We start from the raw sequence: 13,603 nt of genomic DNA, 5'->3' as shown, positions 1-13,603 counted from the left end.
GATCAGTATGAAGAAAACCGTTGTATTCGCTCTTATTCTTACGCTGCTGGTCGCACTGTTAAGCGGTTGTTCGTCGAGCAAGACCGACAACGCAACGGAGCCGAACCAAGGGCAGAACCAGGAACAAACGAATAAGCCTGGCGATGATGCAAATGTCGGCTCGGGCGAGAAGATTGTGATCAATTATGTGAATTGGAACCTCGGCACCGAAGCCGAAAACAACATTGAAAGAAAAATGATCGCGGCGTTCGAAGAGGCTCATCCGAACATCGATATCCAGCTGGACGAATCGTTCGACTATTCGAAATACGGCGATTCCCTGGCGGCTGCAGCGGCTGCGGGCAAATTGCCCGACGTCATGATGCTTCCGAACATTCCGTTCGGCTTGACGAACGAATGGCTGCTCAACCTTAACGACATCGCTGCATCCGATCCGGAGTGGGCAAACATTCCGAAAGCGCTCGAGAACGCCACGCATTACGGCAGCGGAATCTACGCAGTTCCTGCGGGGATGTTCTTCCAGGGTTACTTCATCAATCAGGACTTGTTTGAGCAAGCTAACCTGCCGGAGCTGAACTATTCTCCGACTTGGGATGAGTTCCTGAACGCGGTAAAAACGCTGAACAATCCTTCGGAAGACGTTCTTGGATTGTCCGAAGCGGTCCAAATTCCGGACTGGTACCCGGCCTCCGTGAATTCGAAGCTCGGCTGGTTCACATGGGACGGACAGCAGTATCACTTGAACGACCCGGTGTTTATTGAAGGCGTGAACAAGGCGAAGGAGATTATGCAGGGCAAATACACGTTCGACAGCCTGTCCGAAGACGAAAAAGCGAAGTACAATGCCACCTGGCACGGCGACGTGTGGAATCAAGGAAAGGTTGCAGTCCGGTGGGAAGGCACATGGGCAACAAAGGATTTCAGCAATCTGAACTTCAAATCCAAGTTTATCGGCATCCCTGGCGGCAAATTTATTTTGATCGGCGATTTCATCGGTATTTCGAAGAGCACCGAGCACCAACAAGAAGCATACAAATTCGCTAAATATATGACGTTCGGCAAAGATGGCATTTTGAAGCGTATGGAGCTGAACACGGACGGTTCGTATACATCCCTGCCGATGACGACGGACCAAAGCATCCTTGATCAATATTTCGCTAACGGCGGCTATGAGGGATTGAAGGAGGCTTACGATAACATCGACAATGCGATTTTGGAGGGCGTCAAGTTCATTCCGGGCGTTGTTAGATCCAGATGGGAAGCGCCAACCGGCGTCAAAGTCGGCGACAAGGAAAACGCCAACCTCGGCGATTTGATTCTTGACAGCATTAAGGGAGGTACGAAGATCGAAGATTACGCGGAACAAATCAATAAGCTTGCGAACGATGAATACAAGGCAGCAGCCGACGCAATCTCCGCTTTGACGCAGTAACCTACGACCGGTGGCCAGAGGAGGTAGAATCCATGTTAAGGCGTAGAGGAGCCAAGATCACCTTCAGCTTGATCTTGATTGGAATCATCATGATCTCAGGCATCAGCGGCTTTATTAGCAGAGGGAATGGTGATGCCGATTCCAATTCCAATTCCAATATGGTCAATAACCGCAGTTCTGCCTCTCTGGATCAAAGGGAGAAAGAAGGAATGAGTCCGGCCGACGGGGGATCCTTCAGGATCGCCCCATCCCGTTTTATAGCCGATTCCAACTTACCGATTCTTGCCAGAGAGGCTGCCTACGGTTACGATGACGGCGCGATTCACCTGAAGAAGGGCGACTCCTTCGCAGCCGAAATTGAAGTTCCGAAGGAAGGCGAGTATACCCTGTCATTCGATTATTTTATTCTTGCCGAAGGATTGCAATCTACGGAGTACAGCATTCAAGTAAACGGTAAATCCCCTGCTCTGGAAGCCAATCGATTTGTTCTCCCGCCGCTGTGGAAAAGCAACACGGATACTTTTCCGAAGGACCGCTACGGGAACGAAGTGATGCCGACGCAGGTGCGGGCGGACGAGTGGCAGACGATTGAATTCGCGGATCCGAACCGGATGAATCCGGAGCCGATCAAGATCAAGCTGAACAAAGGGAAAAACATCATTAAATTTACATTGATGAACGGAGAATTGTTAAACGGCAGCATTACCGTTTCAGCTCCGGCTGCATTGCCGTCGTATGCGCAATATGCCGCCCAGCACATCGATAAGACAGAAGCGAAGTCGGCAATGATTGTGAAGGAAGCGGAAAAGCCCGATTTCAAAAACGATACGACGATCAACCCGCTGCCAAGCAGAAACTTGGGAGTAAGCCCTTATGCGACGAACCTGCTGCTGCTCAACACGCTTGGCGGAAAAACATGGGATATATCGGGCCAAACGGTTTATTACGACATCCATGTGGAACAGGACGGCCTGTACCAAATCGGCGTTAAATATAAGCAAGAGGACAAACCGAATTCCCGAGTGTTCCGGACCTTTACGATCAACGGGCATATTCCCTTCGAGGAAGCGAAGCATTATCCTTTCGAGTATTCGACTTCATGGAAGACCGAAGTGCTGCAAGGAGCTGAAGGCCCTTATCTGTTTTACTTAAGCAAAGGAACGCATCGAATCGGGATTATGGCGGATGCGAGCCCGTATTACGATGTGATGCAATTGCTGCAGCAATCCATTAAACAGACCAACGATCTGACATTGGAAATCCGCAAATTAGTGGGCAACGACGTGGATCAGAATCGGGAGTGGGAGATTACGGAGCACTTTCCGACTATTCAGGGAGATTTAATTGATATAGCGAAGGCGCTTAGCCAAGAGTATGAGAAGGTGGTCATGCTGAACGGCGGCGTAGACAGCTCCAAGGGCCTGACTGCAATGAAGATGGCGGTGGGCAGCCTGGAGAAGCTGGCGGCCGAGCCGAACCAAATTCCGCGTAAGCTGAATGAGCTGAACGGCGGGGCCGGTTCCGTGACGCAGAACTTGTCGAATGCGATCACCGATTTCGAAATGCAGCCGCTAACGGTAGACCAATTGTACATTTCGAACAAAGGCGCTTCTTATCCGGAGCATAAAGCCTCCTGGATCAACTCCGTATATGAAGGCACAAAGCAGTTCTTCCATACGTTCCGGTCGCCGAAACGGCAGGACAACGACGATGGAATAACGTTGAACGTCTGGATGAACCGGCCTAGAAACTATATGGAGCTCCTGCAGCGGATGGTGGACGAACAGTTTACGCCGAAGACGGGCATCAAGGTGAATTTCTCGACATTGCCTAACGAGCAGCGGCTTACGCTTGCCGCCTCATCCGGCATCGCCCCGGACCTGGCTCTCGGTATCAGCAACAATATCCCATTCGATTTGGGCTTCCGGGGCGCAGCGCTCGATCTAAAGCAATTTGACGACTTCGGCCAAGTGATCGAACCGTTCTCGCCCGGGGCGCTGCTGCCGCTCATCGTGAATGACGAAGTATACGGTGTTCCTGAAACGCAAGATTTTTACGTACTGTTTTATCGGAAGGATATATTGGATTCGCTCAACATTCCTGTGCCGGATACATGGGACGACGTCATCGAAATCATGCCGGAGCTGCAGCGGTATGGCATGAATTTCTATTCGCCGATCGCCGGCGCGACGGGAATGAAGCCGTTCATGGCTACCGCGCCTTTCATTTATCAAGCGGGCGGGGATATATTCGGAAAGGACGCTTTTGAGACGGGAATCGACAGCAAGGAGTCGCTGAAAGGCATAGAGCTGATGACGAATTTGTTCAAGCTGTATGGTTTGCAGATGCAGGTGCCCGTATTCTATGAGCACTTCCGTTCCGGAAAAATGCCTCTGGGCGTCAGCAATTTCGCTACGTATATCCAAATGCAAGTGGCGGCTCCCGAGCTGAAAGGCTCGTGGAAAATCGCTCCGGCGCCGGGGATTACGCGCAACGGGGTGACGGAACGATGGGAGCCGGGCTCGGCGCAAGTGTCGATGATCTTTAAGAGCACCAAGCACCCCGACGAAGCCTGGCAATTATTAAAATGGTGGATTTCAACGGAGACGCAGGTGCACTTTGCTAACCAGCTGCAAACGTTGTACGGCAAAGAATATTTGTGGAATACCGCCAATAACGAAGCCTTCTCCCAGCTGTATTGGCCGGAGGAAGACAAACAGGTCGTTCTGGAGCAGTGGAAATGGCTCAAGGAAGTGCCTAAGTCGCCGAGCGCCTATTTAATCGAACGCGAATTGAGCAATATTTGGACCAAGGTTGTATTCGACGGGGAAAATATCCGTTCGGCCGTGGAAGACGCAGTGAACGAGATCGACAAGGAAACGGCAAGAAAGATGGAAGAGTTCGGATATATGAAACAGGGCAAGGTTGTCGCTCCTTACCGTATCGCAACAATCGAGGATGTAGAAAGTTGGGTGAGAGGAAGAGATGGAAACTAAGTCCGAAACAGCAGCGCTGCCGCGAATCGACGGGACGCCACAAACCCGCAGCAAATTTAAGAAATGGAGAGAAAAGGAAGGCTCCGCCTACCTTTTCCTCGCTCCCTATCTATTGCTTTTTTTTATCTTTATCGTGCTTCCCGTCATATTTGCGGTCGGGCTCTCCTTCACAAGCTTTAACGCGATTCAAATGCCGAAGTTTATGGGGCTCAAAAATTATATTGATCTATTTATGAGAGACAGCGTGTTCATGCAGTACGTCTTGCCGAACACCTTGAAGTTTTCGCTCATCGTCGGCCCGATCTCGTATATTTTATCGTTCCTTCTCGCTTGGATGCTGGCGCAAATTCAGCGCGGTCCGAGAACGGTGCTCGCCTTGCTCATCTATTCGCCTTCCCTTACGATGGGCGTCGCGATGGCGGTCGTATGGAAGACGATATTCAGCGGAGACCCGACGGGCTATATTAACAGCCTGCTGATTCGCAACGGCTTCATCACGCAGCCGATCCAATGGCTTCAATCGCCCGAGTATTTGCTGCCGATCATGATGGTCGTCACGATTTGGAGCAGTATGGGCATCGGGTTTTTGGCGATGCTTGCAGGCGTCTTGAACATCAATTCGGAGATGTATGAAGCAGGATATATCGACGGGATATCGAACCGCTTTCAAGAAATCGTTCATATTACGATTCCGTCCATGAAACCGCAAATGCTATTCGGTGCCGTCATGGCGGTCGTTAACACATTTCAAGCAGGGCTCATCGGGGTTCAGCTGTCGGGTACGAACCCGACGCCGTCATATGCCGGACAGTTGATCGTCAATCACATTGAGGATTACGGCTTCATCCGCTACGAGATGGGTTATGCTTCGGCCATTTCCACCGTTCTTCTCCTGGTTATTTGGCTTTGCTCGAAGTTCGTATGGAAAATGTTCGCCGAGAAAGAGTAGGAGGGAACAAGTATGGCTTCATTTCAAGGAACAAAGATGAATCCGAGCCGATTTCATATCAGTCAGTTGAAGTTCTACCTGATTCTGGCTCCCCTCTCGGTTTTCATGGTGATGCCGATCATTTTTATATTTTCGCATTCGCTTAAACCGATGGACGAATTGTTTGCGTTTCCCCCGAGGTTTTTCGTTCAAAATCCGACGATGGATAACTTTCGGTTCCTGTTGTCGACGTTTACGGTTTCCGGCATTCCGGTCAGCCGCTATATATTCAACAGCGTCGTCATTACGGTCGTGACGGTGTTCGCGACGATTTATATCAGCGCAGCAGCCGGATACGCCTTCTCTAAGAAAAATTTCAAGCTGAAGAACACGCTGTTTTCGATTAATACCCTCGCGCTTATGTTTGTTCCGGTCGCCGTTTCCATTCCGAGGTACTTCCTCGTCGTCAAGCTCGGATTGATCAATGACTTCTCGGTTAATATTCTTCCGCTCTTGGCGATGCCTGTCGGCTTGTTTCTATTGAAGCAGTTCATTGACCAAATTCCGAATGAGCTGATAGAGGCTGCCCAGATTGACGGAGCGAACGACTTTACGATCTTCCGGAAAATCATCATTCCGATGACGATGCCGGCGATCGCCACGATTGCGATCCTGGCGTTCCAGCTCAGCTGGAACAGCATAGAGCCGGCGACGCTGTACGTCAATGACGAGGAATTGAAGAACTTTGCTTATTATATGTCGACCTTTACGGCGACCAACAATGAAGTGGCGGGCCAAGGGATATCCGCGGCGGCCGCGCTCATCATGTTTATCCCGAATTTGCTGATCTTTATCTTTATGCAAAGCCGGGTTATGAATACGATGGCTCATTCCGGTCTGAAATAGGTGTGAAGCAGATGAAAAAGAAGACGGTAGGCAGATGGGTGTTGCTCGTCGTAATTGCAAGCTTTCTGCTCGTTCAATTCTCGGCTCCGGCTATGGCCGCTGCGCCGTATCAAACAGGGACCGAAGGCCCGGGAGGCATGATCGTCGGGACGCAAACCGCATATGAACCGGACGGAATGATTCGGCTTGACGTAAACCAGCCGGCGGATCTGTTCTATGATGAGCCGACCGGAAAGCTGTATATCGCGGATCCCGGAAATGCAAGAATCGTAGTGTATGAAGAGAACAACGCATCGCAAACGATCGGAGAAGACGTCTTATCGAATCCTTCCGGCGTGTATGTGGCCGCCGATCGACTCGTTTACGTCGCGGATTACGGGTTGAAGCAAATTGTCGTGTTCGACGAGCAGGGAAAGCTCGTGAAACAGTTCGGCCGTCCGGAGGAACCGATTTACGGCAAAAAGAATGATTTTGCACCGAAGAAGGTAGCGGTAGATAAACGCGGCAACATCTACGTCATCAGCGAAGGCTCCATCAACGGTGTCGTGCAGTTGAACAACGAGGGGCATTTCCTGGGTTACGTCGGCGCGAACCGAACGAGCCTGTCGATGAAAATGCTCATTCAACGCTTCATTTTTACCGAAGGACAGAAGGCGCAGCTGTTCAAATCGACGCCGCCGTCCCCGACCAGCATTGTGCTTGATTATCAAGGGCTGCTGTACACGGTAACCAATGGAATTAGCAGTGACGGCATCAAGAAGCTGAATATTGTCGGCGATAACATATTGTCCTCAAGCTCTTGGACCAGTGATTCGATGGTGGATATCGACGTGGATGCGGGCGGAAACATCTATACGGTAGACGTCAATGGGCTCATCTGCGTTTACGACAGCTTTGGCAATTTGCTGTTCATGTTTGGCGGAGGGGACGACAAGTATGAGCGCCAGGGGCTGTTTAAAAGCGCCTCGGCCATTGACGTCACCGACTCCGGGCGTACGCTGTACGTCGCCGACAAAGAGCGGAACGTCATTAACCGCTATTCGATCACCCCGTTCGGAACGAAGGTTTATGAGGGCGTCGACCAGTACAAGCAAGGATTATACGTGCAGAGCGAGGACATCTGGAACGAGATCCTCAAGATGAACAGCTATTTTATTTTGTCGTACAAATCGTTGGCTGAATCGTATTTCAAGCAAAACCAGAATAGCAAGGCTCTGGAGAGCTTCAGGATGGCGGAAGACAAGGAGGGTTATTCCGACGCATTCTGGAAAATCCGCAATGATTGGCTTCAACAAAACATTAATGTCGTCGTATATACCGTATTTGCCATCATCGTTGCGGGTTACGTCATCCGAACGCTGCATCGGCGGTATCGCGTGCTGCAGCCGCTTGTACGATTGAGAAACCGCGTGGCGGACATTAAGCTGGTGAAAGAAATCGGGTTCATGTTCTACTTCCTCAAGCATCCGATCGATGCGGTCCAGGAGCTGAAGGAACACAAAAGGGCGACCGTCCGTTCGGCGACGGTTCTGTATGTCTGGATGCTGCTGCTTCAAATCATTCTGGTCTATGCCAAAGGATACTTGTTCGCAAGCGGAGATCCCGACCAAATGGACTTATTGCCGATCATGCTAACTACCGCCGTTCCGCTATTATTCTGGGTCATTATGAACTATATGGTCAGCACGATCAGCGACGGAGAGGGAAAGCTGTCGGAGGTTTATATCGGCACGATTTACGCGCTGTCGCCTTATTTGATATTCGCGCTCCCGATCGCATGGATCAGCAACGTGCTGACGTATAACGAAAAATTCGTCTACGACTATTCGATGATGTTTATCCAAGGCTGGTCGCTGCTTCTCGTTTGCATCATGGTGAAGGAGCTGCATGATTATACGTTCAGGCAGACGGTGCGGAATTTGTTCCTAACGGTGTTCGGCATCGTATTGGCTGCCCTGGTTATTTTCTTGTTAGTGCTCTTATTTAATCAAGAAGTGGAATTCATTCAAACGATCATTCAGGAGATGAGAAACCGTGCTTAACAAAGTGAAACGAATAGCTGCTCTATCGTTAACGTTCCTGCTGTTGGCCGGTTTGATCTCGATCGCGGCGCTCGCGCAGCAGGGAGTGAACCAACCGGAAGCTCCAGGCGCCGGTGCGGACGCATCGGGCGATCGACTCGCATCATACGAGAAAGCTGCTGAAAACGCTCGCTTGGCGCTTTATGTAAATAAGAACACGCTCGGCATCAAAGTCCAAGACAAACAGAATGGTTATGTATGGGACGGCACGCTCGACGAGAAGGACGACAAGCTGAACAAATCGTGGCAATCGCTCTTCGAGTCGGGCTTGAGCGTGGAATACATGGATGTCAAACGGAAAATCAGCACCGCGCCGGTAACCGGAGAGCAAGCAAAGATTGCGGTTGAGCCCATGGAGGACGGCTTCTCGGCGAACGTGAATTACGAGAGGCTGGGAATCTCGCTGAAGCTGGAAGTGAGGTTGACGGAAGACGCGATCGAATTCAAGGTTCCGGAGAATTCGATTCAGGAGACGAATAAGGACAACCGACTGCAGTCGCTCTACGTGTATCCGTTCTTTGGGGCAACCAAGGGAGTTCAGCCGGATAAAGGTTATATGCTCATTCCTGACGGCTCGGGAGCGCTCATCAGCTTGAACGAGCAGACGCTGGCGACGCAGCCCTATATCGGGAGAGTGTTCGGCGACGATCTCGGGATGAAGGGCAGCCCGCAGCTATCAGAAGGAATGGCGACTCCCGTAGAGCAAGTGTATCTGCCGGTGTTCGGCATCGCCCATAAGGAAGGCGGCAACGCTTTCGTTTCCATGATCACGGGCGGCGCCCCTTACGCGGAAATCCGCGCTTATCCGGGCAATGTGACCACGACTTACAATTGGACCACGGCGAAATGGATATACAGAGAAAACTACTTCCAGTCCTTGGACAAAGAGGGCAAAGGCATCACCTTAAACCAGGAAGAGAAGAACCAATTCGACGCTTCCATGAAAGTCATGCTTCTTTCCGGCAAGCAGGCCGATTATTCCGGCATGGCAAACCGGGTGCAGAGCGAGCTTGTGCAGCGGGGGGAGCTGCCCGCCAAGAAGGACGGCGCGGATCCGCTCCCGCTCCGCATCGAATTTTTCGCCGCGGACAACCAAAAGCAATTGATTGGGAGCGAAGTCATCCCCATGACCACCGTGGACCAAATGGACGATATACTGACCGATCTGCGGGCAAATGAAGTGGACCGCATGATGGTTGTTGTCCGCGGCTACACGGAGGGCGGCGCTACCGGAGCATCTCCTACACATTTTCCGTTTGAAGAAAAGGTAGGCAGCGGGGACGATTGGAACGCATTCGTGGAAAAGTATAAAGCAATAGGCATTCCCGTGTACTTTTATACCGACTACGTGATGGCCGGGGCGACGGCGGACGGATACGGCAAGGGGGACATCGCCCAGTCCGTTTCCAAGCAGCTGCTTTCGTTCTACGACACGTCGTACTACCTGCAGCCGGCAGCGTCCGCGAAGCTGTTTGAGAATGAGATTTCTTCATTCCAGAAGCACGGCATCGACCATATCGCGATGGACTCGATAGGTAGCAATCTTTTTTCCGCTTATGGGAAGTCCTCGTCTACGCGCAGCGGGTCGATCGAGACGTATACGTCGATGCTGCCCCGGGATTCCATCAACAGCTACGCATTTTACAAGCCGAATTATTACCTGTGGAGGTTTGCCGACCGGATCATGGATCTGCCGATGAGCACTTCAAGCTTCCTGCTGGAGAGCGAAGAGGTGCCGTTCCTGCAGCTTGTGCTGAAAGGACATGTCGATTATTACGCCCTGGCCTCCAATTTCAACGCGAACCCGCAGAAGGAGCAACTGAAAATGATCGATTACGGCAGCTACCCGTCCTTCATCCTGACCGACGAGGATCCGATCAAGCTGGCTAACACAGAGTCGTCATGGTGGCTGTTCACTTCGCAATATTCGGTGTGGAAGGATCAGGCCGTACATGAATATCGGACGGTTGCGGAAGCCCTGAAGCCTGTTGCGGATGCGACCTTTGACGAACGTGAAAAAGTGCGGGAAGGCGTATTTAGAAACACCTACTCGAACGGCACCGTCATCTATGTCAATTACACCATGAATGAAGTTACGGCGGACGGGAACAAGATTCCGGCGCAAGGGTTCTTGGTCCGGGAAGGAGGCCGTTCATGAAAATCCGTTACCGGCTTAGAGAGGCGCTTATCGGCCTATCGTTTATCTGGATTTGGATCGTTGGTTTTTTGGTCTTCACCTGCTATCCGTTGATCCGCACCTTGCTGTTCAGCTTCAGCCAAGTAAAGATTACCGCAGACGGAGTCAAGACAACGTTCATCGGCTGGGAAAATTACCGGAACGCGCTGTTCCTGAACGTTGAGTTCGGCGATACCTTGGCCACCTATTTTGTTGAGACGCTTGTGATTGTGCCGATCATCGTCGTGTTCGCGTTAATCGTCTCCCTTCTGCTGAACGTGAAAATCCGCGGTAAAGGCATCTTCCGGACGATTTACTTTCTTCCGGTCATTATTACAAGCGGACCTGTCATCAAGCAGCTGATGGATCAAGGAGCCACTACGCTCCCGGGCATCCAGACGATTATCGAAATGAGCAAGCTTCATGAAAGCATGCCGGAGCTGCTCGCCGATCTGATCGTGTTTCTGCTGACGTCGTTTATTACGATTCTCTGGTTCTCCGGCGTGCAGATGCTGATCTTCCTGGCAGGCCTGCAGAAGCTGGATTCCTCGATGTATGAAGCGGCGAGCATCGACGGCGCCTCCAGATGGGAATCGTTCTGGAAGCTGACGCTGCCGGCGCTGAACCCGATGATTATCGTCAATATGGTGTATACCGTCATCATGCAGTCCGTCTTTTCGCTGAATCCGGTCATTACTCAGATCCAGAGCGCGATGTATGATGCGAAATACGGAATGGGCTATTCCGCTGCGATGGCGTGGATCTATTTCCTCGTCATGCTGGTGCTGCTAGGCGTGCTGGTGCTCGTAACAAGGCAGCGGGAAACGAACCGTTAGGAGGTGGGATGGTATGAAAGGGATTGACCGCAGAACGATCGACAAGACGAAGCGGATCCTGTGGGGGTTTACGGGAGAAGGCATTGTCTACAAATTAGCCGTATACTTCTTGCTGTCTCTGATCGGCTTCGTCTATTTGTACCCGTTGTTTTATATGATCACCTACAGCTTCATGAATACGGAAGACCTGATCAATCCGTTAATCACCTATATTCCGTCAGGATTTTATATGGACAATTTCGCCAAGGCAGCCGAGGTCATGGACTTTCTTAATACCTTGTGGCAGAACGTTCTTGCTTCCTTCGTTCCTGCCGTCGTCCAGACCGTTTCGGCGGCCGTTATCGGATACGGCTTTGCCCGCTTCCGGATTCCGGGGAAATCCGTCTTGTTTGCGCTCGTACTGGCAACGTTCATCATACCGCCGCAAATTACGATGATTCCGCAGTTCCTGATGTTTAAAGATCTCGGATTAATCGGGAGCATATTTTCTTATATCATTCCGGCGGCGTTCGGACAGGGGATCAAAAGCGGTCTGTTCATTCTGATTTTTTATCAGTTTTTCCGGTCGATTCCGAAGTCGCTCGAGGAGGCTGCACAAATCGACGGAGCCGGCGCTTACAAAATATTTGCCGTTATTTGCGTGCCGATGGCCGTGCCGGCCTTCATCATTTCCTTCTTGTTCTCGATGGTTTGGTATTGGAACGAAACGCTGCTCGCGGCGCTGTACTTGGGCGATAAGCTGACGACGCTGCCGCTGGAGCTGCAAAACTTCGCCGTAACGTACCAGAAGGTATTCCCGGCCGATCCGAATGCGCAGACCGGACGCAGCTTGAACGAAGCGATCAATATGGCCGGAACGTTTTTGAATATCATCCCGCTGCTGATCGTTTACTTCTTCACGCAGCGCTGGTTCGTAGAGAGCATTGAACGATCAGGCATCACAGGCGAATAGGATCGCTTGAGAAGGGAGTGCACTTGCTTTGCGTCACAGAAGATGGATCGCATGGCTGGCCGGTGCAGTGGTGCTGCTGGCGGCGATGGGATGCTCGCAGGAGCAGCCGGACGAATTGGAACTTGAGGCCAAGGCGTCGTTCGACTATCTATGGGAGCAGACGAACCGCGAGGAAGGCTCCGAAGGCTACGGCTTGACGAGGGACCGGTACCCGGGCAATCCGAAGATCGCCAGCACGGCGGCCACCGGATTCGCGCTTACGGCGATTCCGATCGGCGTGGAGAACGGCTGGATCAGCCGCGAGGAAGGCTATGACAGAGCGGACCGCACGCTCGATACGCTTCTGCGGATGGAGCATGAGCACGGATTTTTTTACCACTTCGTGAACATCGATACCGGCAAGCGGGAGTGGAACAGCGAAATTTCGAGCATCGACACCGGCTTGCTAATGAACGGCGTCTTGACGGCGGGGCAATACTTCGGCGGCGATGTCCAGAAGAAGAGCGAGCAGCTGTATGAGCGCGTCGAGTGGCCCTGGTTCGTAGACAAAGGCAAAAATCAGTTCTATATGGCATATTCCCCGGAAAAAGGGTTTCAAGGCCATTGGGACTTCTATGCCGAGCAGCTGTCCCTTTACGTGCTGGCCGCCGGTTCGCCGACGCATCCGATTGACGTCTACGACGGCTTTACACGCCACAAAGCATCGTATAAGCATTCCGAGCCGTTCATCCATTCCTGGTTCGGTTCCCTGTTCACCCATCAGTTCTCGCATGCCTGGGTCGACTTTCGCGGCTTGGTAGACCGTGACGGGGTTGATTGGTTCAACAACTCGGTCGTCGCCTCCCAGGCGAGCCGGCAGTTCGCCATCGATCTAAGCGAGAAGTTTAAAGGCGTGGGGGAAGAGTCGTGGGGCTTTACCGCATCCGACTCGCCCGCCGGTTATAACGGATTGCTCGGTTCGCCGCCTTCCGGCTATGACAATGCGGCCCATCAAGCGGACGGCACCGTTCCGCCGGCCGGGGCGCTGGGCTCGGTGGTGTTTACACCGGAAGAATCCATAGAGGCATTGAAGTATTTCCTAACGGTTCCGGATCTAAGCGGCGAATATGGGCTGAAGGATGCGTTCAATCTGAATGCCGACTGGGTCGGTCCCGATTATATCGGCATCGATAAAGGGATCACGCTGCTGATGGCCGCCAATTACCGGGACGAGACGGTATGGAACATGTTCATGAAGGTTCCTTACGTGAAGAAAGGGCTTGAAGCCCTGCAATTCAAAAATAAATAGGCTATTTC

The 13,603-nt window shown here is 51.8% G+C and carries 9 protein-coding genes; all 9 read left to right on the top strand.

The genetic code is table 11. From position 1 onward, the window contains the following. Nucleotides 1-7: 7 nt before the first annotated feature. From NST08_RS26540 to NST08_RS26500, 9 genes are read left to right on the top strand one after another with little or no spacing between them, the layout of a single operon-like run. On the top strand, nucleotides 8-1,432 hold the full coding sequence (locus NST08_RS26540) for an extracellular solute-binding protein (protein WP_341342442.1): 1,425 nt from the start codon (nucleotides 8-10) through the stop codon (nucleotides 1,430-1,432). Between the two features lie 32 nt (nucleotides 1,433-1,464). Beyond that, the gene (locus NST08_RS26535; RefSeq protein WP_144872411.1) at nucleotides 1,465-4,428 is read left to right on the top strand and encodes an extracellular solute-binding protein; all 2,964 of its coding nucleotides are present in this window, start codon (nucleotides 1,465-1,467) and stop codon (nucleotides 4,426-4,428) included. Further along, the gene (locus NST08_RS26530; protein WP_034274210.1) at nucleotides 4,418-5,377 is read left to right on the top strand and encodes a carbohydrate ABC transporter permease; all 960 of its coding nucleotides are present in this window, start codon (nucleotides 4,418-4,420) and stop codon (nucleotides 5,375-5,377) included. The genes NST08_RS26535 and NST08_RS26530 overlap by 11 nt, the downstream gene beginning before the upstream one ends. A gap of 12 nt (nucleotides 5,378-5,389) precedes the next feature. After that, nucleotides 5,390-6,262 (top strand): carbohydrate ABC transporter permease, encoded by an 873-nt coding sequence (locus NST08_RS26525; protein ID WP_007132613.1) that lies wholly within the window; start codon nucleotides 5,390-5,392, stop codon nucleotides 6,260-6,262. 11 nt (nucleotides 6,263-6,273) lie between these two features. After that, the gene (locus tag NST08_RS26520; RefSeq protein ID WP_341342441.1) at nucleotides 6,274-8,304 is read left to right on the top strand and encodes a YIP1 family protein; all 2,031 of its coding nucleotides are present in this window, start codon (nucleotides 6,274-6,276) and stop codon (nucleotides 8,302-8,304) included. Next, on the top strand, nucleotides 8,297-10,501 hold the full coding sequence (locus NST08_RS26515; RefSeq protein ID WP_341342440.1) for a DUF5696 domain-containing protein: 2,205 nt from the start codon (nucleotides 8,297-8,299) through the stop codon (nucleotides 10,499-10,501). The genes NST08_RS26520 and NST08_RS26515 overlap by 8 nt, the downstream gene beginning before the upstream one ends. After that, complete coding sequence (locus tag NST08_RS26510; protein WP_028406627.1) at nucleotides 10,498-11,355, top strand: carbohydrate ABC transporter permease; 858 nt, start codon at nucleotides 10,498-10,500, stop codon at nucleotides 11,353-11,355. Before NST08_RS26515 ends, NST08_RS26510 begins: the two co-directional genes overlap by 4 nt. Before the next feature lie 13 nt (nucleotides 11,356-11,368). Continuing rightward, complete coding sequence (locus NST08_RS26505; protein WP_028406626.1) at nucleotides 11,369-12,307, top strand: ABC transporter permease subunit; 939 nt, start codon at nucleotides 11,369-11,371, stop codon at nucleotides 12,305-12,307. 28 nt (nucleotides 12,308-12,335) lie between these two features. Continuing rightward, complete coding sequence (locus tag NST08_RS26500; protein ID WP_144872402.1) at nucleotides 12,336-13,595, top strand: glucoamylase family protein; 1,260 nt, start codon at nucleotides 12,336-12,338, stop codon at nucleotides 13,593-13,595. Nucleotides 13,596-13,603 lie beyond the last annotated feature (8 nt).

It is taken from the genome of Paenibacillus sp. FSL K6-1566, assembly GCF_038050475.1.
GTDB classification, from domain to species: Bacteria; Bacillota; Bacilli; order Paenibacillales; family Paenibacillaceae; genus Paenibacillus_AQ; species Paenibacillus_AQ lactis.
This window is presented reverse-complemented; position numbering and strand designations above follow the sequence as displayed.

What these genes read in the sequence shown, in the direction of transcription:
- NST08_RS26525 (WP_007132613.1), top strand. Translation starts at nt 5,390, where the DNA reads ATGGCTTCATTTCAAGGAACAAAGATGAATCCGAGCCGATTTCATATC.
- NST08_RS26540 (WP_341342442.1), top strand. Translation starts at nt 8, where the DNA reads ATGAAGAAAACCGTTGTATTCGCTCTTATTCTTACGCTGCTGGTCGCA.
- NST08_RS26535 (WP_144872411.1), top strand. Translation starts at nt 1,465, where the DNA reads ATGTTAAGGCGTAGAGGAGCCAAGATCACCTTCAGCTTGATCTTGATT.
- NST08_RS26520 (WP_341342441.1), top strand. Translation starts at nt 6,274, where the DNA reads ATGAAAAAGAAGACGGTAGGCAGATGGGTGTTGCTCGTCGTAATTGCA.
- NST08_RS26530 (WP_034274210.1), top strand. Translation starts at nt 4,418, where the DNA reads ATGGAAACTAAGTCCGAAACAGCAGCGCTGCCGCGAATCGACGGGACG.
- NST08_RS26510 (WP_028406627.1), top strand. Translation starts at nt 10,498, where the DNA reads ATGAAAATCCGTTACCGGCTTAGAGAGGCGCTTATCGGCCTATCGTTT.
- NST08_RS26505 (WP_028406626.1), top strand. Translation starts at nt 11,369, where the DNA reads ATGAAAGGGATTGACCGCAGAACGATCGACAAGACGAAGCGGATCCTG.